General features: G+C 72.1%; 18 protein-coding genes. 12 read left to right on the plus strand and 6 right to left on the minus strand.

Annotated features, from left to right (window positions below; translation table 11 throughout):
• Positions 1-368: 368 nt before the first annotated feature.
• Positions 369-1,655, plus strand: a complete 1,287-nt coding sequence (locus tag ACTEI_RS25225) for an extracellular catalytic domain type 1 short-chain-length polyhydroxyalkanoate depolymerase (RefSeq protein WP_122979929.1) — start codon at positions 369-371, stop codon at positions 1,653-1,655.
• 185 nt (positions 1,656-1,840) lie between these two features.
• Positions 1,841-3,886, plus strand: coding sequence for an Ig-like domain-containing protein (locus tag ACTEI_RS25230; RefSeq protein WP_122979930.1), 2,046 nt, complete (start codon positions 1,841-1,843; stop codon positions 3,884-3,886).
• A gap of 104 nt (positions 3,887-3,990) precedes the next feature.
• On the opposite strand, the gene ACTEI_RS25235 is transcribed toward ACTEI_RS25230, so the two are convergent.
• On the minus strand, positions 3,991-6,414 hold the full coding sequence (locus ACTEI_RS25235; RefSeq protein ID WP_122979931.1) for a ricin-type beta-trefoil lectin domain protein: 2,424 nt from the start codon (positions 6,412-6,414) through the stop codon (positions 3,991-3,993).
• A 524-nt stretch (positions 6,415-6,938) separates the two neighbouring features.
• Between ACTEI_RS25235 and ACTEI_RS25240 the strand changes: the two genes are divergently transcribed.
• Both ACTEI_RS25240 and ACTEI_RS25245 read left to right on the plus strand, forming a co-directional pair.
• Entirely contained in the window at positions 6,939-8,126 is a 1,188-nt protein-coding gene (locus ACTEI_RS25240; protein ID WP_122979932.1) for a cellulose binding domain-containing protein, read from the plus strand.
• A gap of 151 nt (positions 8,127-8,277) precedes the next feature.
• The gene (locus ACTEI_RS25245) at positions 8,278-8,751 is read left to right on the plus strand and encodes a GNAT family N-acetyltransferase (RefSeq protein WP_122979933.1); all 474 of its coding nucleotides are present in this window, start codon (positions 8,278-8,280) and stop codon (positions 8,749-8,751) included.
• Positions 8,752-8,909: 158 nt separating this feature from the next.
• Here ACTEI_RS25245 and ACTEI_RS25250 read toward each other — a convergent pair whose 3' ends face one another.
• Genes ACTEI_RS25250 through ACTEI_RS25260 form a run of 3 tightly spaced genes read right to left on the minus strand, consistent with a single transcriptional unit; the run spans position 8,910 to position 12,353 of the window.
• Positions 8,910-11,183, minus strand: coding sequence for a heavy metal translocating P-type ATPase (locus ACTEI_RS25250; RefSeq protein ID WP_122979934.1), 2,274 nt, complete (start codon positions 11,181-11,183; stop codon positions 8,910-8,912).
• 10 nt (positions 11,184-11,193) lie between these two features.
• Positions 11,194-12,144 (minus strand): hypothetical protein, encoded by a 951-nt coding sequence (locus ACTEI_RS25255; RefSeq protein ID WP_122979935.1) that lies wholly within the window; start codon positions 12,142-12,144, stop codon positions 11,194-11,196.
• A 2-nt stretch (positions 12,145-12,146) separates the two neighbouring features.
• Entirely contained in the window at positions 12,147-12,353 is a 207-nt protein-coding gene (locus ACTEI_RS25260; RefSeq protein ID WP_122982401.1) for a heavy-metal-associated domain-containing protein, read from the minus strand.
• Positions 12,354-12,497: 144 nt separating this feature from the next.
• Here ACTEI_RS25260 and ACTEI_RS25265 point away from each other — a divergent pair, with 144 nt between their 5' ends.
• The 5 genes from ACTEI_RS25265 to ACTEI_RS25285 all read left to right on the plus strand — a co-directional run bounded on the left by ACTEI_RS25265 (position 12,498) and on the right by ACTEI_RS25285 (position 17,837).
• On the plus strand, positions 12,498-12,875 hold the full coding sequence (locus ACTEI_RS25265; protein WP_203723838.1) for a helix-turn-helix domain-containing protein: 378 nt from the start codon (positions 12,498-12,500) through the stop codon (positions 12,873-12,875).
• Between the two features lie 171 nt (positions 12,876-13,046).
• The gene (locus ACTEI_RS25270) at positions 13,047-13,811 is read left to right on the plus strand and encodes a 3-hydroxybutyrate dehydrogenase (protein WP_122979937.1); all 765 of its coding nucleotides are present in this window, start codon (positions 13,047-13,049) and stop codon (positions 13,809-13,811) included.
• 138 nt (positions 13,812-13,949) lie between these two features.
• Positions 13,950-15,845, plus strand: coding sequence for a helix-turn-helix domain-containing protein (locus ACTEI_RS25275; protein ID WP_122979938.1), 1,896 nt, complete (start codon positions 13,950-13,952; stop codon positions 15,843-15,845).
• Between the two features lie 102 nt (positions 15,846-15,947).
• A complete protein-coding gene (locus tag ACTEI_RS25280; protein WP_122979939.1) occupies positions 15,948-17,297 on the plus strand; it encodes an MFS transporter in 1,350 nt (449 codons plus the stop codon).
• 246 nt (positions 17,298-17,543) lie between these two features.
• Positions 17,544-17,837: a DUF1330 domain-containing protein gene (locus ACTEI_RS25285; protein WP_239082671.1), complete on the plus strand. Its 294-nt coding sequence runs from the start codon at positions 17,544-17,546 to the stop codon at positions 17,835-17,837.
• A gap of 304 nt (positions 17,838-18,141) precedes the next feature.
• On the opposite strand, the gene ACTEI_RS25290 is transcribed toward ACTEI_RS25285, so the two are convergent.
• Complete coding sequence (locus ACTEI_RS25290; protein ID WP_203723813.1) at positions 18,142-18,777, minus strand: CGNR zinc finger domain-containing protein; 636 nt, start codon at positions 18,775-18,777, stop codon at positions 18,142-18,144.
• 97 nt (positions 18,778-18,874) lie between these two features.
• Here ACTEI_RS25290 and ACTEI_RS25295 point away from each other — a divergent pair, with 97 nt between their 5' ends.
• Together ACTEI_RS25295 and ACTEI_RS25300 are read left to right on the plus strand one after the other, a co-directional pair.
• Positions 18,875-19,327 (plus strand): VOC family protein, encoded by a 453-nt coding sequence (locus tag ACTEI_RS25295; protein WP_122982402.1) that lies wholly within the window; start codon positions 18,875-18,877, stop codon positions 19,325-19,327.
• Between the two features lie 82 nt (positions 19,328-19,409).
• Entirely contained in the window at positions 19,410-20,291 is an 882-nt protein-coding gene (locus ACTEI_RS25300; protein WP_122979942.1) for a pyridoxamine 5'-phosphate oxidase family protein, read from the plus strand.
• A gap of 205 nt (positions 20,292-20,496) precedes the next feature.
• On the opposite strand, the gene ACTEI_RS25305 is transcribed toward ACTEI_RS25300, so the two are convergent.
• Positions 20,497-21,267: an SDR family oxidoreductase gene (locus tag ACTEI_RS25305; protein WP_122979943.1), complete on the minus strand. Its 771-nt coding sequence runs from the start codon at positions 21,265-21,267 to the stop codon at positions 20,497-20,499.
• 142 nt (positions 21,268-21,409) lie between these two features.
• Between ACTEI_RS25305 and ACTEI_RS25310 the strand changes: the two genes are divergently transcribed.
• On the plus strand, positions 21,410-21,970 hold the full coding sequence (locus tag ACTEI_RS25310) for a TetR/AcrR family transcriptional regulator (RefSeq protein ID WP_122979944.1): 561 nt from the start codon (positions 21,410-21,412) through the stop codon (positions 21,968-21,970).
• The last annotated feature ends 33 nt before the right edge of the window (positions 21,971-22,003 follow it).

The raw sequence follows: 22,003 nt of genomic DNA on the forward strand, positions 1-22,003 counted from the left end.
AGCGACGGCATTTCCGCAGCTGGACACCGCAGCCCCCGGGTCCGCTGGCACAGCGAGCAAATATTCATCGTTGTAATTGCCGCAACCTCTCTGTAACGTTTCGGTCGATCCGGATCAGCCTGCTTCCCGGCCGCGCGCGGCCGCTTCCCGCCTCCCCCGTCGTGCTGGAGGGCACGGCATGTCTGGTCCCCCGTCCGCTCCCGGCGGCGCCTGTTCCGCGACCGCCGCCACGGTCGCGCTCGGCGCCGTGAGCGCGGTCCGCGGCATCGGGTTGTCTGCCGTCACTCGTCCCGCCCGCTGAGCGGCACCTCCCCCACCCAGGTGTGGTCGCGCCCGTCCGCACGGCCACATCGCGAAAGGAACCGTCCATGAAACGACACTGGCGCAAACTGCTGGCCTCGATGGCCGCGGTCCTCGCCGGCCTGGTCGTGACCACCGCGCTCCTGCCCGCGTCGCCGGCCTCCGCGGCGGCGTTGACGGAGGTCACCGGGTTCGGCGCCAACCCCACCGGCATCCGCATGTACCTCTACGTGCCCGACCGGCTGCCCACCAAGCCGGCGGTGCTGGTGGCGGTGCACTACTGCACCGGCTCCGGCCCGGCGTTCTACTCCGGCACCGAGTTCAAGTCGCTGGCCGACCAGTACGGCTTCATCGTCATCTACCCGTCGACCGTGCGTACCGGCAACTGCTGGGACGTCTCCTCGCCGGGCGCGCTGACCCACAACGGCAACAGCGACCCGGTCGGCATCACCTCGATGGTCAGGTACGTGCAGCAGAGGTACAACACCGACACCGCGCGCACGTTCGTCACCGGCGCCTCGTCCGGCGCCATGATGACCAACGTGCTGCTCGCCGACTACCCCGACGTGTTCGCCGGCGGCGCCGCGTTCTCGGGTGTGCCGCACACCTGTTTCCAGGCGAGCGCCGGCAACCCGGCCGACCCGAGCCAGCAGGCCGGCTGGAACAGCGCGTGCGCGAACGGCCAGATCAGCAAGACCCCCGCGCAGTGGGGCGACGCGGTGCGCAACTCGTACCCGGGCTATTCCGGGCCCCGCCCGCGCATGCAGCTGTGGCACGGCGCCACGGACACCACGCTGCACTACAACAACTTCGGCGAAGAGATCAAGCAGTGGACCAACGTGCTCGGCGTCAGCCAGACACCGGTCAAGACCGACACGCCGCAGCCCGGCTGGACCCGCACCTGGTACGGCAACACCTCGGCGCAGCCGCCGGTCCAGGCCATCAGCCTCGCCGGCGTCGGCCACGCGCTGCCGATGCCCGGCCAGGCGAGGATGGCGATCAGCTTCTTCGGCCTCGACCAGGGCACCGTCCCGCCGTCCTCGTCGCCGACGTCGTCGCAGCCGCCGCTCCCGGGTGGGTGCACCGCGTCGATCTCGCTGAACTCGTGGAACGGCGGCTACGTCGCCACCGTCACGGTCACCGCCGGTTCGTCGGCGCTCAACGGCTGGACGGTCGACACCACCCTGCCGTCCGGTTCGGCCATCACCAACGTGTGGAACGCCAACGGCAGCGCCAGGACCGGGGCGGTGAGCTTCACCAACGTGGGCTTCAACGGCTCCGTCCCGGCCGGCGGCACCACCCAGTTCGGCTTCCAGGGCACCGGCACCGGGCCGGCCGGCGCCACCTGTCGCTGACCGGCTCCCGGCAGACGCGAGCCGGCGGCAGGCACCGGACCTCGGGCGGGCGCGGGCCCATCGATCATCGGAATCCTCGGTGAGCGATGGGCCCGCGCCCGCGCGCCGTCACGGCACCGGCCACACCGGACAGCGAGCGCCTCCGTCGATCCCTAAGATGCCGGGGAACACGGGAGGACAACCGTATGCACAACACCACGGCCCGGCGTGCGCTCGCCGCCCTGGCCGCGCTCACCGCGCCCCTCACCCTGGCGGCCCCCGCGCGGGCCGACGACCGCCTGCCCCTGGGCGCGGGCGCGACGGTGTCGGTCACGGCCACGCCGGGCGGCGGCTTCACGGCGCCGCTGTCGGTCACCAACACCGGCACGATCCCGATCGACGGCGTCGCCGTCTCGTTCTTCGGCATCGACGGCTTCGCGACCGAGAGCCGGTACCGCAACTGCACCTACGACATCCGCGGGCAGTTGGAGGCCTGCGTCTTCGACCGGACCCTGGAGCCGGGCGGGTCGTACCGGGTGGATCTGCCGTTGCGGGCCCCGGCCGACGCCTACGCGCCGAGCGCCATGAGGACCCAGTTCACCTGGGAGAAGAAGGCGTACCACCGCCCGTACGGCACATCCGGTGACGGCGCGACCATGCCGCTGCTCGACGACGCGACGCCGGAGGAGGTGGGCGTCTACCCGTGGCAGTTCGTGGATCTTGCGATCACCGGCCGGCAGAGCGCGGATCTGGTCGCCACCGGCGGCAAGGTGTACGGCGCGCCCGGCGACGTGGTGACGGTCCGGGCCGGGGTACGCAACGACGGTCCGGCCACGCTCAAGTGGATCGGCACCGGCGTGCCGCCCGGCCTCGTGGTCGTCACGATCCCGCCGGGCGCGTCCGTGCAGAGCGCCCCGGCCGACTGCGCGCCGGCCACGGACGCGCAGCGGACCCGCGCCGACGCGGCGCAGTACGCGTGCGTACTCGACGGGCTTCTCAAGATCGGCAGGTCCCACGCCCTGAGCCTGCCGTTCAGCCTGCGGATCGACCGGGTGATCCAGGACGCGGCCGGTCTGGTCGAGGTGAACCCGGCGTGCACGTGCGAGCGCTTCGCCGAGGACCTCGACAGGTCCAACGACACCGCGCCGCTGGTCCTCAACCCGGCGCCGACCGCTCCGGGCGGCACGGACACCAACCCGCCGGTCGTCACCGCCACCGGGCTCACCGAGGGTCAGCTGCTCGGCTGGTACCGCGACATCACCCCGTCCTGGTCCGACGACGTCGCGGTGACCAAGGTGCAGGTCCTGGTGAACGGCACGGTCACCGCGACCCACGAGAGCCCGCTGCCCCACCAGGTCGGCGTCGTGCTGCCGAGCGGGGTGCACGGGCAGGAGCCGCGGATCACCATCCGTGCCTTCGACGCGGCCGGAAACACCGCGGAGAAGACCACCCGGGTACGGGCGGACGTGCTCAGCCCGGACGCGACGCTCACCCCCGCGTCCGGGTCGCGCGTGCGTGGCGTGGTCACGTTCCGGGCCACGAACGTCTCCGACGACACCGCCCGCATCGAGCTGCTCGACACGTCCGGCACGATCGTCGCCCGCAGCACCGCGGCGCCGTGGACGATGACCTGGAACACCAGCGGCCTCACCGGCGCGCAGTCCCTCGCGGTCCGGGTCTTCGACCGGGCCGACAACATCACCTTCGACATGGGCACCTACCACGTCGACGACTCCGGCCCGGCGGTCAGCTCCATCACCCCGGGCGACCGGGCGCTGGTGCGCGGCAGCGTGCGCACCACCGCGCAAGCCTCCGACCCGAGCGGCATCGCCACGGTGCGGGTCACCGGCGGCACGGCCACGGGCTCGCCGTGGGCCTGGACGGTGACCCCGAGAACGCAGGGCAACCACACCATCGAGTGGGTCGTGACCGACAAGCTGGGCAACACCACGGTCGCCCGGCGCGTCGTCGTCAACGACACCGTCGCGCCCGCGCTGAAGCTGACCAAGGCGCCGAAGAACGACGCGAAGCTGACGAAGACCACGACGCTGGCCGCGTCCGCGAGCGACCGGAACGGCGTCGCGAAGGTGCAGCTGCTGGTCAACGGCAAGGTGGCCGGCACCGACACGAAGGCCGGCTACAGCTTCACGCTGTACCCGAAGAGGTACGGCAAGAAGTTCACGGTCCAGCTCCGCGCGTACGACCGGGCCGGCAACGTGACGACGCTCGGTAAGCGCACCTATCGCCGCTGAGCCGCAGGTGACCGGCGGTACCGGATCCGCCGGGATCGTCCACCCGATCCCGGCGGATCACCGGAGCGGGCCTCCCCGGCGCCGCTGGCTGTTCCTGCCCCGGGTCACGCCCGGATCCACCGCTGGTTGCTGCCGCCGTTGCACGGCCACAGGACGACGGCCGTGCCGTTGGCCGTCCCCTGACCGGTCGCGTCCAGGCACAGGCCGGATGCGACACCGGTGACGGTGCCGTCGGCGTTGATCCGCCACTGCTGGTTGGCGCCGCCGGTGCAGGACCAGATCCGCACCCGGGTGCCGGCGGAGGCGTTCGGGGCGTCCAGGCACTTGGTGCCGTACACGGTCAGCTGACTGCCCGAGGTCGCCGTCCATCTCTGGTTGGCGCCGCCGTGGCAATCCCAGAGCTGCACGACCGTCCCGTCCGCCTGGCTCTGCCCGTCGACGTCCAGGCACCGGTTCGAGCCCGCGCCGCGGATCTCACCGGTGGCGCTCGGCCCGCTGCCGAGCGGGGTGACGGACAGGTTGTCGAACTGGGCCGGCACACCCTGCCCGGTGGCGTAGCCGACCTGCCCGGCGACCCACGCGGAGTCGGAGGCGCGGCCGACGGTGGTGCCGTCGATGGCCGCGGTCAGGGTGGCGCCGTCGAGCGTGAGCGACAGCCGGTGCCAGCGACCGGTGCCCAGGGCCGTCGTGGTCCCGCCGGCCAGGACCCGCTGGGTGCCGCCGGTGTCGTTGCTGCGGATGGACCACGACCCGTCGTCGGCCACCCGCAGGTAGTAGGCGTTGAGGTTCTGCGGGCCGTCGTGGTTGTAGTTGCCGGCCCGCCCGACGAGTTGCACGTAGCCGCTTCTCTCCAGCAGCACGTCGGAGGACACGGTGTAGTTGCGCCAGTTGAGGTCACCGAGCAGCGTGTACGGCTCGGCGTGGCCCGAGGTCCAGAAGATCGGCGCCTGCTCCGACATCTGGCGTACGCACTGCGCGGTACGGCCGCCTGCGCACGGGGTCACCTCGAACGAGCCCTGGTGGTCCGACAGGTACCTCGCCTGGCGCCCGGTCCGGTAGCCGTCGAAGTCGTCGCCGTAGGGCAGCCCGAGAACGCCCTGAGCGGGGCTGGTCGCGGCGCCCCGGCCCGCTCCGGTGGTGGTGGTGATGCTGTAGACGTGGCCGGGCTGCACGGTCAGCGAGAACGAGCCGTTCGACGGGCTGATGTCGGCGCGCCGGACGAAATGCTCGGCCGGGTTGCTGGACCTGACGTCGGTGGACCACACGTGCACGGTCCCGGCCGACAGTCCCCCGGTGACGCCGAACCGCAGGTCCTGGGCCGATCCGGCGTCCATCGTCTCGATGATCGTGCTGTAGTCGCGGCCGTCGGGCGACTTCAGCGAGACGTAGCTGCCGTTGTCGCGGTTGCCGCCGAGGTAGCCGCTGGAGCTGTCGAGGTACCGCCATCCCGGCGCGGTGAACTGGGTCGTGTGGCCCATGACCCAGGCGCTGCGGCCGATCGAGTAGTAGCCGGACCAGGGTTGCGGCGCCACGGCCACCCCCGTGGTGGCCCAGGGGACGTTCGGTGTGACCGCGGCGATGACCGGCCAGTTCAGGTACGCGGTCATCCGCCCGTCGAGGTAGCCCCGGTTGATGCCGCGGGCCAGCGCCGGCGCGCCGCCGTTGTAGTCGTCGGAGCCGTTCTCGCTGGCCCACAGCGTCTTGCCGGAATTCACGGCGTTCGCCGAGCTCGGGCAGGTGGTCTGCGCGCTGCGATAGCCACAGACGTAGTGGCTGCCGTACACCGAGACGGCGGCTCCGAACGCGGGGTCGCGCAGCGCGTCGTCCGCGGAGCCCCAACCGAAGTCGTCGGATGCCACGATCCGCACACCGGCGTACCCGCGGGCGTTCAGCGCCGCGCGCAGGTTCTTGTACCAGTTCAGATCACGGCCTCGTTCGTTCCAGCCACCGAGGTAGTCGATCGTCAGACCGTGGGAGGCGGCGCATCCGAGCCACGTGATCAGGTAGTCGATCGAGTCGTTCGACCAGAAGTTGCCGTTGCCGATCCACCCGGGGGCTCCCCAGGACAACCCGACGAGCCTGATGTTCGGGTTACGGGCCTTGGCCTGGCCCATCAGCCACCATTCGTACCCCCGGTCGCAGTTCACCGTGCCCCGGGTGTGCTGGTGGCTCGGCTCCGCCCCGGAGGTCGAGTTCGTGTCCCCGCCGATCTCCACTTTCATGATCTGCATCGCCGCGCCGTATCCCGGCTTGAACAGGTAGTCGAGGATGTCGCTGCGCTGCGGCTCCGGGTAGTCGATGAGCAGGCGGCTGTTGCCACCGCCGCCGCTGATCGCGCCGACCCCGTCGAACATCCGCCCGCCGGACGCGCCGTCGATGGTGATCGCCGCGGCGGCCCGTGCCGGCCGCGGGGACACGACGAGCGTGCCGGCGAGCGCCAGCAGCAGCGCCGCGGCCCCGGCGCAGCCGCGGGAGCGCCACCACCGGCGGAGCAGCCGGTGGTCGGACCGGCCGGATCGCGTTGTCATCCCGGTTCCCTTCGCCAAGACCGCCTCTGGGTGCCCGTCGTGACGGCCCGGGGCCGGTACGCGGGGTCCGCTGCTGATCGACGTCGTCGCGGTACTGCCGTGGACGGCGGATCCGCATGTCACGACAGTTACGCGGTCGTCAAGTTAGCGTTAACCACCGTACCGGTCAATGACGCTCATCAATGGAAGGCGTCCCGCCTCCGCGCCACGGCAGGCGAGTCCGACAATTGAACACGGTAGGCAATAACGGACAAAAATAGGGATTTCGCCCTCCATCGACACGGATCGACCGCTGCGCGTAACACTTTTTCGCCGGCCGGCAGGCCTATGTATTTCCCAGGGCGGGAAATCACCCAGCACACATTCACGCTCTTAACTGAAAATATGTGACTGTTAACATCAGCGAAACGTACCGCCCGGCCTGACGGTGAGGCCGGGGCGGCAGCCGACGACCCGGCGCTGTCGCGGCGGCAGTCGTCGGCCAGACAGCCGTGACAGATCCGATGCCGGCTCGGGAGGGCGGAATGCGAACCAGGGCGAAGATCGGCGTGGTACTGAGTGCCGTCGTCGTGTCGGTCACCGCGGCAGCCGTGGTGCTCGGCGCGACACCGGCCGATGCCGCCACCGGCGGTTCCGGTCCGTATCCCGCGGATTACGAAACCTCGGCCGGGCTGCCCGATCACACCATCTACCGGCCGCAGGCCCTCCCGGCGCAGCGGCTTCCCATCTTCGTGTGGGGCAACGGTGGCTGCGCGGCCAACGGCACCGGACAGGTCAACTTCCTGCGGGAGATCTCCTCGCACGGCTTCCTCGCGATCGCCAGCGGAGCTCCGAACGGGTCCGGCTCGACGACGTCGCCGATGCTCACCCGGTCCATCGACTGGGCGGTCGCGGAGAACTCCCGGCCGGGCAGCAAGTATTACGGCAGGCTCGACACCACCAAGATCGCCGTCGGCGGCTGGTCCTGCGGAGGCCTGGAAGCCTATGCCGTCTCCCACGACGCACGGGTCACCACGACCACCATCTTCAGCAGCGGACTGCTCAACGACGCCGACGACTACCAGCTCAGGAGACTGACCAAGCCGATCGCGTACTTCATCGGCGGTCCCAGCGACATCGCCTACCCGAACGCCGTCGACGACTGGGGCAAACTCCCGGCCGGACTGCCCGCCTTCATGGGCAACCTGAACGTCGGGCACGGCGGCACCTACGACCAGCCCAACGGCGGCGAGTTCGGCCGCGTGGCGGTGCTCTACCTCACCTGGCGGCTCAAGGGCGACACCACCGCCGGCGCCAACTTCGTCGGCGCGGCCTGCGGTCTGTGCCGCAGCCAGTGGCAGGTACAGCAGAAGAACCTGACGCTCGACGACGGTACGCCGGTCACACCGCCGGTCACGCCGTCCAGCTCACCGTCCGGCGGGGCAAACCCGGCCTGCTCCGCGGTCTACGCGGTGCAGGACCAGTGGCCCGGGGGCTTCGTCGCCAACGTGACCGTCACCGCCGGGTCCACCGCGCTCACCGGCTGGCAGGTCGCCCTGGGCCTGCCCAGCGGAGCCACGATCACCTCGCTGTGGAACGCCGTCCCCGGCGACGCCGCCACGGTCACCAACCAGAGCTACAACGGGCGGTTGACCGCCGGCCAGAGCACCACGTTCGGGTTCCAGGGCACCGGGAACGGCAGCGGCGCCACGGTCACCTGCGCCGCACGCTGATCGGACCGCCCCAGCCGGACGGCAGGCCGTCTGCTTGCGGCGTCACCCGATGCGTTCCGTCGAGTCGCCCAGGTGGGTCCCGCTGGGCGCAGCGTGATCTTCACTATGCGGGCGTGAGAACCCTTCCGGCGGTCCGGTTAGGGTGCGTCTCATGCGGCTGGAGAAGATCACTCCCGGAAACTACGAGGCGGCCTTGGCGTTGTCGGTGCGTCCCGACCAAGAGGACCTGGTCGATCCGGTGGTCAAATCGCTGGCTGTGGCATACGTGTTCGCCGACTACGCGTGGCCGAGACTGATCTACGACGACGATCGCCTGGTCGGCTTCGTCATGGCCTTCCTGGACATCCCGTGGAATCCGGACCGTGATCCCGATGATCGGCGGTCCGGTGTCTGGCGGCTGAACATCGCGGCCGACGCGCAGGGAAGGGGCTACGGTCGATTCGCTGTCCGAGCTGTCTGCGACGAGATCCGCGCCCGCGGCGGCACCCGGGCCTACGTCACGTGGGAACCCCGCGAGGGCGGCCCGGAAGGGTTCTATCTCACGTTGGGCTTCCGCCCGACCGGCGAGCGAAGCGGTGGCCAGGTCGTTGGCGTTTCTTCCTGGAGACCTTCGGAGGCCAGGTGACGGGCGGCCATCCCGCCGTCGCGCCGGCCGTCCGGGGCTCGGGTCACCGCCGTGACCGTCCCGCTGAGCCGGCGCTCTGTCCTGCCGAAGCAGGGTAGCGCGCACGGCGCCGCCTCGGCCCGGCCGTGTCGCCGGGCCGAGGCGGCGCCGTCCTACGGTCAGGGCTGGTGGGCGATACCGGTGAAGCGGCGCAGTCGCAGGCTGTTGGCGACGACGAACACCGAGCTGAACGCCATCGCGGCGCCGGCGATCATCGGGTTGAGCAGCCCGGCCGCGGCCAGCGGGAGGGCGGCCACGTTGTAGGCGAACGCCCAGAACAGGTTGCTCTTGATGATCCGCAGCGTACGGCGTGACAACCGGATCGCGTCGGCCGCGGCCATCAGGTCGCCGCGGACCAGGGTCAGATCCGACGCCTCGATGGCGGCATCGGTGCCGGTGCCCATGGCCAGGCCCAGATCGGCCTGGGCCAGCGCGGCGGCGTCGTTCACGCCGTCGCCGACCATCGCCACCACCCGCCCCCGCGCCTGCAGCCCCTTGACGACATCCACCTTGTCCGCCGGCAGCACCTCGGCGACCACCTGATCGATGCCGACCTCGGCCGCCACCGCCCGCGCCACGGTCTCGTTGTCGCCGGTCAGCAGCACCGGCGTCAGCCCGAGAGCGCGCAGCTGGGCGACAGCCTCCCGGCTGGTCGGCTTGACGACGTCGGCGACCGCGAGCACCCCCCGGGCCCGGCCGTCCCAACCGGCGACCACCGCGGTCCGCCCGGCCGCGTGCGCCGCGGCGACCGCCTGCTCCACCTCCACCGGCACGGCCAGCCCGGCCTGAGCCAGCAACGCCGGCCGGCCCACATGCACCAGGCGGCCGTCCACCGTGCCGCTGACCCCGCGTCCCTCGGCGTTGACGAAACCGTCGACCCGCGGCAGCACCGCCCCGCCGCCGGCGGCGGCCCGGGCCACCGCCTGAGCGATCGGGTGCTCGGACGCGGCCTCCACCGCCCCGGCCAGACGCAGCAACTCATCCCGGTCCACCCCCGGGGCGGCGACCACGTCGACCAGGGTCATCCGCCCGGTGGTGACCGTGCCGGTCTTGTCCAGCACCACGGTGTCCACACCCCGGGTCGACTCGAGCATCTCCGGACCCTTGATCAGAATGCCGAGCTGGGCGCCACGGCCGGTGCCGACCAGCAACGCGGTCGGGGTGGCCAGGCCGAGCGCGCACGGGCAGGCGATGATCAGCACGGCCACCGCCGCGGTGAACGCGGCGGTCCAGCCACTGCCGGCGCCGACCCACCAGCCCAGCGTGCCGACCGACAGGGCGATCACGATCGGCACGAACACCGCGGACACCCGATCGGCCAGCCGCTGCACCGCCGCCTTGCCCGCCTGCGCCTGTTCGACCAGCTTCGCCATCTGTGCCAGCTGGGTGTCGGCGCCGACCCGGGTGGCCCGCACCACCAAGCGGCCGCCGGCGTTGACCGTCGCCCCGGCGACCGTGTCGCCCGGCTCGACCTCGACCGGCACCGACTCACCGGTCAACATGCTGGCATCGACCGCCGACGTACCCTCCTCGATCACCCCGTCCGTGGCGACCTTCTCCCCCGGCCGGACCACGAACCGGTCGCCGACGACCAGCTCGTCCACCGGGACACGCCGCTCGGCGCCGTCGCGCAGCACGGCGACGTCCTTGGCGCCCAGCTCCAGCAGAGCCCGCAGGGCGGCACCGGCCCGGCGCTTGGAACGCGCCTCGAAATAGCGGCCGGCGAGGATGAACGTGGTGACGCCGGCAGCCGCCTCCAGGTAGATCGTGCCGGCGCCGTCGGTGACGCCGATGTCCAGGCTGAACGGGTGCGTCATACCCGGCTCACCGGCGGTGCCGAGGAACAACGCCCACAACGACCACCCGAACGCGGCGATCGTGCCGACCGAGATGAGGGTGTCCATCGTGGCGGCCCCGTGCCGCAGATTCGTCCACGCGGCCCGGTGGAACGGCCACCCACCCCACACCACCACCGGCGCGGCCAACGTCAACGACAACCACTGCCAGTAGGTGAACTGCCAGGCCGGGACCATCGCCAACACCACCACGGGCACGCTCAGCGCGATGGCGGCCGACAACCGGGTCCGCAGGGCCCGCAGCTCGTCGACCGGCTGCGCCCGCTCCGCCGCGTCCTCCCCGGCCGGCCGCGGTGGCGGCGGCAACGTGGCGGTATAACCCGTCCGCTCGACAGTGGCGATCAGATCATCGGTGGTGACCCCCTCGGCGTACGCGACGCTCGCCTTCTCCGTGGCGTAATTGACCGTCGCGGTCACCCCCTCCATGCGGTTGAGCTTCTTCTCGATCCGCGCGGCGCAGGAGGCACAGGTCATACCACCGATCGCCAGCTCGATCCGGTGCGGGGCCACGGGCAGCGGCCCGGTGACGGTTGCCATGGGTGCTCTCCTAGTTGTGGGTGTGACCGTCGGCGCCGTGCGCGGGCGACGGCTGCGGGGCGGCCGGCGCCACACCGCCGGTGGCAACGGTGAACTCGGCGGTGCGGACCTTGCCGGCGTGCTGGAAGTCCAGGTACAGCCGGTACGTCCCGGCGCTGGGCACCTCGGCGTGGAACACGACGTCCGGACCCGCCGCGGTGCGGCCGTCGCCGGGCGTGCCGTCGGGGTGTACGTGCAGGTAGGCCAGGTCACCGTCGCGCAGCGCCACCAGGTGGCCGTAGGCGCCGAGGTAGGGCTGCAGGTCGGTGACCGGCCGGCCGGCCCTGCTCACCGACAGGGTCAGTGTCGACGAGCCACCCGCGGTGAGGTCACCGGCGAGGGTGACGGTGTAGCCGTCCACGGTCGCGGTCCGCGCGGGCCCGGGCAGCGGGGTCGGTCGGTAGTCGCCGGGTGCGGGCACGTCCGCGCCGAGGGTGAGGCCGTCGGGGCGCCCGGCGGGCTGGAAATCGGCGAAGACCCGGTACTGCCCGGCGGCGGGCACGGCCAGCGGGATCGACCAGGTGCCGTCGGCGCCGAGGTGCGGGTGGACGTGCTGGAAGCCGGACAGGTCCCGGCGGACCACGATCAGGTGCAGGTCCTTGTCGTGGCTGGTGGTGTAGCGGGTGACGGGCTTGCCGTCCGGCCCGGTGATCTGGAACCGGAACGGCTGCGCGGCGCCGGGCGGCAGCTCGCGGCTCAGCGGGGTGAGCCGGTAGCCGTCCTGGGTGACCTGCAGCCCGGCGGGCAGGGCCACGGCCACGGCGGCCGGGTCCGGGGCCGGGCTGCCGGCGTGGCCGTCGTGCGCGGCCGGGGTCGTGGTCGCGGGCCTGGGCGCCGCGGTGGCGTTGCCGAGACCGAGGGCGGCCGCGAACACGGCCGCCAGCCCGATCCCGAAGCCGCCCAGTTTGATGGCGGTGTTCATGACTACCTCGCGAGTTCGTATCCGGCCTCGTCGACGGCCGCGGCCACCGCGGCGGTGTCGACGGGCTGGTCGCTGGTGACGGTGACCGTGCCGGAGGCCAGATCGACCTGGACGTCGGTCACACCGGGGATCCTGCCGACTTCGGTGCCGACCGAGTTGACGCAGTGCGAGCAGGTCATGCCGGTCACGGTGTAAGTCTGCGTCGTCATGACGGTCTCCTTCATTGATTCGGACGGCAGCGCTGGTCGCCGCCGGCACCTACAGACTACCCATACCCCCTAGGGGTACCAACGGCGGGTCGGGTGTCGCCGCGCGGCTCAGGGACGCCTGCGCCGCGGACACCGGCCACCCGGGTGCATCCGTACGCCCGGCGGCAGACCCTGGGCCGCCCACGTCAGGAACGGATCAGCGGCGGCGCCACGCCGCACCTCGACCGGGTGGCGCAGCCGCCTGCTCACGTCCCGGCGCCCGCCGGATCAGCGAGCAGTTCCTGGTCTACCTGCGCCGGTTTCAGCCAGGACGTCGGCATCACCCCGGCCCGGTACGTGGAGCAGGTACGGGTCCGCGCCGCCCAGACCCTGCTGGAGAACACCGACGACACCACCGACACCGTCGCCCGCCGCTGCGGCTTCGGCACCGCGGAGACCATGCGCCGGGCCTTCCAGCGCGTGCTGGGCATCCCGCCGGCCAGCTACCGCGAGCGCTTCCACGCGGCGCACCCCTGGGGATGAGCTGGACCGTCGACCGGAGCGGGTGTGCGGGCACTCCCGGCAAGCGGCACCGAGAGCTTCCGCACCCTGCCGGGGCGACGGCGGTTGCGCGATCGGCCACACAGGTCGGCCGCTACTTCTGTGGATCGGCCACATACCGATGGCCGCCGGGAGGTCCGTACGGTCGGCGCCATGACGACGGCACGAGTGGTCGATCTGGACCTGACGGGGCGTACCGCGCTGGTCACCGGCGCCGGCAGCGGCATCGGCCGGGCCTGCGCCGAGCGGCTGGCCGCGGCCGGCGCCGAGGTGGTGGTGCTGGACATCGACGAGCGGTCGGTGACGCGGGTGGCGGCCGCGATCGGCGGCCGGGCGGTGACCGCCGACCTGTCCGACCTCGACACCCTGGACGCGTTCACGGCCGCCGACGTGCTGGTCAACAACGCCGGGCTGCAGGTGGTGGCGCCGCTGCCGGACTTCCCGGCCGACAAGTTCGCGCTGCTCCAACGGGTCATGGTGGAGGCGCCGTTCCGGCTGATCAAGGCGGTGCTGCCACACATGTACCAGCGCGGCTGGGGCCGGATCGTGAACATCTCCTCGGTGCACGGGTTGGTCGCCTCGCCGTACAAGGCGGCCTACGTGACCGCCAAGCACGCCCTGGAGGGGCTGTCCAAGGTGACCGCGCTGGAGGGCGCCAAGCACGGGGTGACCTCCAACTGCGTCAACCCGGCCTTCGTCCGTACCCCCCTGGTCGAGCGGCAGATCGACGACCAGGCCGCGGTCAACGGCATCGACCGGGCCGAGGTGGTCGACAGGATCCTGCTCGACCGGGCGGCGATCCGTCAGCTGATCGAGCCGGAGCAGGTGGCCGAGATCGTGGCGTACCTGTGCAGTCCACCGGCCTCGCTGATCACCGGATCGTCGATCGTGATCGACGGCGGCTGGACGGCGCACTGATCCGATGACCGGCGCCGACCGGATCGACGCGCGGCACGCCGCGGGTCCGAGCCGACCCGTCGTCGCCGACGGACCGTGTCGATTGCCGGATCCGGCGACAGTGTTCAGAATGGCGCCGGGAGCCGGGGCGGGAGGGCGATGCGGCACGAACAGGAGTTCCTCGAACTGCTGGCGCGTGAGGCCGCCCTCGTGGAGTTCGAGCGGCCACTGGTCGACGCCCGCTCAGCCGGCCTGTCCGGTGCCGCGCTCGCCGACCTCGAGCAGGCCAAACTGCTCGCTCTGCGGGTGCGGGCGCTGCTGGAGCGGCGCCGCCGCCGCGAGGAGGAGCTGTCCGCTCTCTACGACACCGCCGGCGACCTGGCCGGGCTGCGGGACGTGGACGCGGTGCTGCGGGCCATCGTGCACCGGGCCCGGACCCTGCTCAATGTCGACGTGTCGTACATGACGCTCAACGACGCCGACCGCGGCGACACCTACATGCGGATCACCGACGGGTCGGTCGCGGCCAGCTTCCAGCGGCTGCGACTGCCGCCGGGCGCCGGGCTGGGCGGGCTGGTCGCGCTCACCGGCACGCCGTACGCCACCGCGAACTACCCGTCCGACGCCCGGTTCGAGCACGTGACCTCGATCGACGTGGGGGTCAGGGACGAGGGGCTGGTGGCGATCCTCGGCGTGCCGATGCGGCTGGGATCCACCGTGATCGGCGTGCTGTTCGCCGCCGACCGCACCGAACGGCCGTTCGCCCGCGACGAGGTGGCCCTGCTGCAATCGCTCGCCGCACACGCGGCCGTCGCCCTCGACACCGCGCGCCTGCTCAGCGAGACCCAGACCGCCCTCGCCGAACTGTCCGCCGCCAACACCGTGATCCGCGCGCACAGCGAGTCGGTGGAACGGGCGGCCGCCGCCCACGACCGGATGACCGCGGTCGTGCTGCGCGGCGGACAGGTCGACGACGTCGCCGCCGACCTGGTGGACGTACTGCACGGCGCCCTGCTGGTGATCGACGCGCACGGCCGTACGGTGGCCACCGCCGCCGGCCCGGACCTCTCCGCCGGCCTCCCGGAACCCGACGCCGCCCTGATCGAGGAGGCCGTGGCGGCATCGCGCGGCAAGGGCGGCAGCGTCCGGCGCGGCGACCTGGTGATCACCGCGGTGGTGGCCGGCGCGGACGATCTCGGCGCGCTGGTGCTGCGCCCGGCGCAGCCGCTCACCGACGTCGACGAGCGCATCCTGGAACGCGCCGCCCAGGTCACCGCGCTGCTGCTGCTCTTCCGGCGCACCGTGGCCGACGCCGAGGCGCAGGTCCGCGGTGACCTGCTCGACGACCTGATCAGCCGGCCGGTGCGCGACACCCAGGCGGTGCGGGTCCGGGCCGGGCGGTTGGGACTCGACATGGACGCGCCGTTCGTCGTCGTCGCCGCCGGCAACGACGCCGGCGATGGTCTGGGCCAGCGCGCGGTGTCCTGGGCGCGGACGTTCGCGGCCGGCCGGCGCGGCCTGGCGATCGCCCGGGACGGCCGGGTGGTGCTGCTGCTGCCGGGCGAGGACCCGGGCGCGGTGGCCCGGCTGGTCGCCCGGGATCTGGGGCGCACGCTCGGCCGGCCGGTCACCGCGGGCGGCGCCGGCCCGGCCCGGGGAGCGCAGGCTGTCGCCTCCGCCTACCGCGAGGCCGACCGGTGCCTCAGCGCGCTGGTCGCCCTGGGCCGCTCCGGCACCGGCGGTGGTACGGATGAACTCGGCTACGTCGGGCTGCTGCTGAGCGAGCGACGCGACGTGGCCGGTTTCGTGCACGCCGTCGCCGGGCCGGTGATCGACTACGACACGCGCCGGGGCACCGCCCTGGTCCGCACCCTGGAGGCCTGGTTCGAGGCCGGCGGCGGGCACGCGAAGGCCGCCGAGGCGCTGCACGTGCACGTCAACACCGTCACCCAGCGTCTGGAACGGGTCGCCCACCTGCTCGGCGACGACTGGCAGGCGCCGGCCCGGATGCTCGACCTTCAGCTGGCCCTGCGCTTGCACCGGCTGCGTGGCTGACCGACATGACATCGATCACCGTTGTGTGTCCCGGCTCCATGTGCTGACGGCCGCGCCACGCATAGCGTGCCGGTACTGTCGCCCACCGAGAGGACCGCGCCCATGTCCCGTACCCCCATCGTCAAGGTCGTTCTGGCATCCCTGGTCGGCACCGCCGTGGAGTGGTACGACTTCTTCCTCTACGGCTCCGCGGCCGCCCTGATCTTCGGCACCCTGTTCTTCCCCTCGTCCGATCCGGTGACCGGCACCCTGCTGGCGTTCGGCACCTATGCGCTCGGCTTCGTCGCCCGCCCGCTCGGCGGGGTGATCTTCGGGCATTTCGGTGACCGGGTCGGCCGCAAGCGGATGCTGGTCGTCTCGCTCCTGGTGATGGGCCTGGCCACCGTGGCGATCGGCCTCCTGCCGACGTACGCGACGATCGGCCTGGCCGCACCGGTGCTGCTGCTGGTGTGCCGCCTGCTGCAGGGCTTCGCGGTCGGCGGCGAGTGGGGCGGGGCCGTGCTGATGGCCGCCGAGCACGGCGACGACGCCCGGCGCGGCTTCTGGTCCTCCTGGCCACAGGCCGGTGTCGCGCTCGGCAACCTGCTCGCGACCGGCGTGCTGTGGCTGCTCGCGCTGGTGCAGCCGGACGAGACCTTCGAGGCGTGGGGCTGGCGGGTCCCGTTCCTGCTCAGCGCCGTCCTCGTGCTCGTCGGCCTCTGGGTGCGCCTGTCCATCGAGGAGTCGCCGGTGTTCCGGCAGGCCCGCGCCGAACGCGACGCCCGCGACGGCGGCCGCGGTCACCAGCCACTGCTCGAGGTGATCCGCCGCTACCCGCGCGAGATCCTGCTGGCGATGGGCATGCGGCTCGCCGAGAACATCGGGTACTACCTGGTCACGGTCATCTCGATCACCTACCTGACGACGTTCGCCGGCACCTCCGCGGACCGCGGCATGATCCTCACCGCGCTGCTGATCGGCTCCGCCGTCCAGTTCGTCGTCGTCCCCGCCGTCGGCGCGCTCTCCGACCGGGTCGGCCGCCGCCCGCTCTACCTGACCGGCGCGATCGGCCTCGCCCTCTGGTCGTACGTGTTCTTCGGCCTGGTCGGCAGCCGCTCCGAGCCGAAGATCATCCTCGCCGTGGTCGTCGGCCTGATCCTGCACGCGCTCATGTACGCCCCGCAGGCCGCGTTCTTCTCCGAGCTGTTCGGCACCTCGGTGCGGTACACCGGCGCCTCGGTGGGATATCAGCTCGCCTCGATCATGGCCGGGGCGCTGGCCCCGATCGTCGCGCTGAAACTGCTCGGCGACGTGAGCCGGCCGAACACCACGGCGGTGGCCGTCTACATGACCGTGGCGTCGGTGCTCACCGTGGTCGCGGTGCTGCTGGCCCGGGAGACCGCCGGGTCGTCGCTGCGCCACGACCGGACCCTGGACAGCGCCGAGGACCAGCAGTCCCCGGCCCGTACCTGAGCCGGACATTCGTCGGAGCGCCTCGACGACGACCGCCGTCCGCCGGCCGCGCGCGGATCGCGACGGCGCCCAGGCTCCCGGCGCCCGGCTGGTGCGGCCGGCGAACCAGGGTGCCGGCCGCTTGTCCGGCCCGGCACGCCGGGACTCGCGACGACCGGATCCGGCCGGTCATCGATGATCGGCGGTCGGCGTATCGCCGGCCGGCACGATCCTCGGCTCGGCGCCGGATAGGGCATCATGGGTGCCGTGGGAGCCTATTGGATCAACACGTTCACCGCCATCCACGACGAAACGAAGCTCGCGCGCTACATCGATCTGGCCGGCCCGGCGATGCGGGCGGCCGGCGGAGTGTTCCTCGCCCGCGGTAACCCCGTGCACGTCCTGGAGGGATCCTCCGGCCTTCGCACCACCGTCATCCGCTTCGACAGCGTCGATGCCGCGGTGGCGGCATACCACAGCCCGGCCTACCAGGAGGCGCTCGCCGAGCTGGGCGACGGCGCGGAACGCGACATCCGGATCCTCAACGCCGTGGATTCCTGACCGTCCGCGGCGGCCGGCTCCCGGGATCCAGCGCGGATCGCCCGAGGGCCGCGGCCGGGCGAGGGCCGCCCACCCCAGGTGAGCGTCCCTCCGCCCGTCCGTCCGCGGAGGCGCCGCGTCGCCGTTCCGCGCGCCGTGTCCCCCGCACTCCCTACCGGCACGAGCCGGCAGAGAAGCTCGCCGCGGCCGCCTGCCGGGCCCAGAGACACCGCGATCGCACCGGCGGCCGCCGCACCGCCACCGGTCGCATGGCCGGCGCCGACCGCCGTGCGGCACCTTCGATCGACGAGCCGCTCCCGGCGTGCTACCGAGCCGGTCGCGGCTGATCGCAGCCCCCGTCGGGGTCGCCCGTCCCCTTGGACCTGGCGTAGTGCCGGGCGGCCCGGGCGCGGTTGGAGCACCCGGCGGAGCAGAACTCCCGCCGTGACCCTTCGCGGACGAAGTAGAGCACGCATCCGGGACCCGGGCAGGCCCGCACGTCGTCGCGCGGCCGGCCGCCGAAGAAATCGACGGCTTCCTCCGCGAGGGCGGAGAGCGCGGCCGCGACCGGCCGACCGGCCGAGCACTGCGTCACGTGCGGTTCCGGAAGAGTACGCAACTCGCGCCATCGCGGTGTCCGGCCGGCGTGCCGGTTGAGGGTCGCCACGGCCTCCGGGTCCGGTGGGCGCCCGGCCACCGCGGTGGCGCCGAGGGCCCGGATGGCGTCGCGCAGCTCCCGGGCCAGGCGTAGCTCGTGGTCGGTCACGCTCCGCACGTCGTCGTCGGTGAGCGTGACGCCCAGGCGTGGACGCATGTCGCGCAGCCACGCGGCGAGGTGTTCGACCGTCTGCAGACCGTCCTTGAGCCGGCCTCGCACGGCGTAGACGGTGTTGCCCAGTTCGATCGGCGCAGGCTCGCCGAGGAGCGGCGCACCCCCTCCGGGAAGACTCGCCACACTCACGTTCTAACGATACCCGGCCCTTGACACCGTGAGAAACTCCGGGCAGGGTTCTAACGGACACGCAAGGATTCATCCGTTAGAAATGCTGGAGGTTCGCATGAGTTCGCCCCACCTCACGACCGGGCACGTCGGGTTGAACGTGACCGACCTGGCCCGCTCCACCGACTTCTACCGTCGGGTCTTCGGCTTCGACCTGATCGGGGAGCAGACCGGCGGCGACCGCGCGTTCGCGTTCCTCGGCCGTGACGGGGCCCTGCTGGTCGCGCTGTGGCAGCAGAGCGGCGGCCGGTTCCCGGTCGACCGCCCGGGTCTGCACCATCTGTCGTTCCAGGTGCCCGACATCGAGGCGGTGCGGCGGGCCGAGGCCACGCTGCGGGACCTGGGCGTGGAGATCCTCCACGACGGCATCGTCCCGCACGGCGAGGGCGCCTCCTCCGGCGGCGTGTTCTTCACCGATCCGGACGGCATCCGTCTGGAGATCTTCGCGCCGACCGGCGCCGACACCGCACCGGCGCCGACCCAGGGCGCACCGACCTGCGGCTTCTTCTAGGCCGCTCGCCGCAGTCCACCGGCCCGGGCCGCGCGGACACCCGCCGCGTCCCGGCCCGGGCCCCACCCGAGAGGAGCACCCCGTGCCGCATCAGGGCGAGCAGACGGTTCAACGCCGTGCCGGCGTCACCGTCGACCACTGGGGATCGGCCCGCGTCGACCCGGTCATCCCACCGGTCGCCGCGCGATTCCTGAGCCGGCAGCGATTGGTGGTGATCTCGGCCGTCGCCGACGACGGCGCGCCCTGGGCCAGCGTCCTCACCGGACCGCCGGGATTCGCCACCTCACCCGATGACCGGACCGTCGTCACCGATCGAGTGCCGGGTCCCGGAGACCCGCTCGCCGACCGGTTCGACATCGAACACGACCTCGGCATGCTGATCATCGACCCGGTCACCCGCAGACGGATGCGCGTCAACGGACGGGCCCGCCGCGACGGGCACCGCCTCCTGGTCCGTACCGAGCAGGTGTACTCGAACTGCCCGAAGTACATCCAGACCCGAACCTTCGGCGACGACGAGGCGCCGGTACACCGCGCGGTGGCCGCCGGGACGGAACTCACCGCCGGGCAGCGACGCTGGATCGCCGACGCCGACACGTTCTTCGTCGGTACGTACGCGGCCGGCCACGGCGCCGACGCCTCGCACCGTGGCGGCAACCCCGGCTTCGTCACCGTCGCCGGCAACCGGCTGACCTGGCCGGACTACCGCGGCAACTCGATGTACATGACGCTGGGCAACCTCCAGCTCGAGCCGCGCTGCGGACTGCTGTTCCCGGACTGGGACAACGGCCGCACGCTGCACCTGACCGGCCGCGCGACCGTCGACTGGGACCCCGGCCGGGCCTCCGCCGTGCCGGGCGCCCAGCGGCTCGTCGACTTCGACGTCGAGCGTGTCGTCGAGGTGTCCGGCGGTCTCCCGCGGCGGTGGACGTTCGGCGGGTACTCCCGTTTCAACCCGGCCTGAACGCCGCCCATGACCGGAGGGCCCTCGCAGGCGCGTGCACGTCGTCGTCGCGTTCGGCGCCGATCCCGACGTCGACCGGCTGCGCGACAGCGGGATACGCCTCGGCGGCGGGGTCGGCCCGGCGGGCCCGCGCCGGAGAGACGAGGGAGACGCCATCATGGCCGCGTCGACCGCCACCGGCGCGGCCCGGCCGGGCGACCGCGCCTCAGAGGTGCGATCCGCCGGTGGCGTCGATGTTCTGGCCGCTGACCCAACGCGCGTCGGCTGAAGCAACGAACGCGACGACGTCGGCGATGTCCGCGGGTTCGCCGACCCGGTTGAAGGTCGAATACGCGGCGGCGTGCGCCCAGGCGTCGGGGTTGTCGCGGAGCCAGTCGGCGTTGACGTCCGTGTCGACGATGCCGGGCGAGACCGAGTTGACGGTGATGTTCCGGGCCCCGAGCACCTTGGCGAGGGTGAGGCTGAAGGTGTCGAGCGCCCCCTTGGTCATCGAGTACGCGATCGTCTCGGGGTAGGCGATGCGTGTGACGCCCGAGGAGATGTTGATGATCCGGCCACCGTCGCGGATGCGGTCCAGGCCGTGCTGGACGATGAAGAACGGCGCTCTGACGTTGACGGCGAAGACGGCATCGAACTCCTCCGGCGTGACGGCGTCGATGCCCTTCGAGCGTCCGATCGCCGCGTTGTTGACGAGGATGTCCAGGCCGGGCGCTGCCCCGATGTCACGTAGCCCGGCGTCGAAGCCGGCCCACAGCGTGGCCGCGTCGCCGGGGCGACCCAACTCGGCGTGGACCGCGAAGGCGCGACCGCCGGCCTCGGTGATCAGCTCGATCGTCTCCTTCGCCGCCGTCACGTTGCTGCCGTAGTGCACCGCGACGAGGGCGCCGTCGGCGGCGAGCCGAAGGGCGATCGCGCGTCCGATGCCACGACTGGCACCGGTGACGAGCGCGGTTCTGCCGGTGAGCGATCCGTTCACGGGAACTCCCTTTCTGTAGTGATCGCTACAGAAGGTAGCGGCACTTCTTTAACGGGCGCTATAGAATGGGACTGTGACCACTGCGACACCACGACGCGGACGACCCCGCGCCTTCGACCGTGACCGGGCCGTCGCCGTGGCCATGCACGCGTTCTGGGAGCACGGTTTCGAGGCCACCTCGATCGCCGAGCTGACCGCGGCCATGGGAATCGGTGCGCCCAGCCTCTATGCGGCCTTCGGTGACAAGAAAGCGCTGTTCCGCGAGGTTGTCGAGGTGTACAGCCGCACCCACGGCGCGTTCGCCATGCGGGCGCTGGCCGAGGAACCCACCGCTCGCCGAGGCGTGGAGCGCATGCTGCACGAGGCCGCCACCGAGTACAGCGATCCGCGACACCCGCGCGGCTGCCTGGTCATCAGCGCCGCGATCAACTGCAGTCCGGCCTCGGCCGACATCGAGGAAGACCTCCGCCGGCAGCGCAACGCCAACGTCCGCGAGATCGGACGCCGCATCCGAACCGACATCGACACCGGAGCGCTGCCGGCCGACGCGGATCCGCAGACGTTGGCGATGTTCACCGCGGCGACGCTGCAGGGCATGTCCCAACAGGCACGCGACGGCGCGACCCGCGCCCAGCTGGAGTCCGTCGCGCAGGTCGCGATGCGCGCGTGGCCGGCGCCCGCACGGCGAAACTCCCGGCCGTAGCGGCAAGCCCGATACCGTCCTTCCGGCCGTGTG

Source organism: Actinoplanes teichomyceticus ATCC 31121, from assembly GCF_003711105.1.
GTDB classification, from domain to species: Bacteria; Actinomycetota; Actinomycetes; order Mycobacteriales; family Micromonosporaceae; genus Actinoplanes; species Actinoplanes teichomyceticus.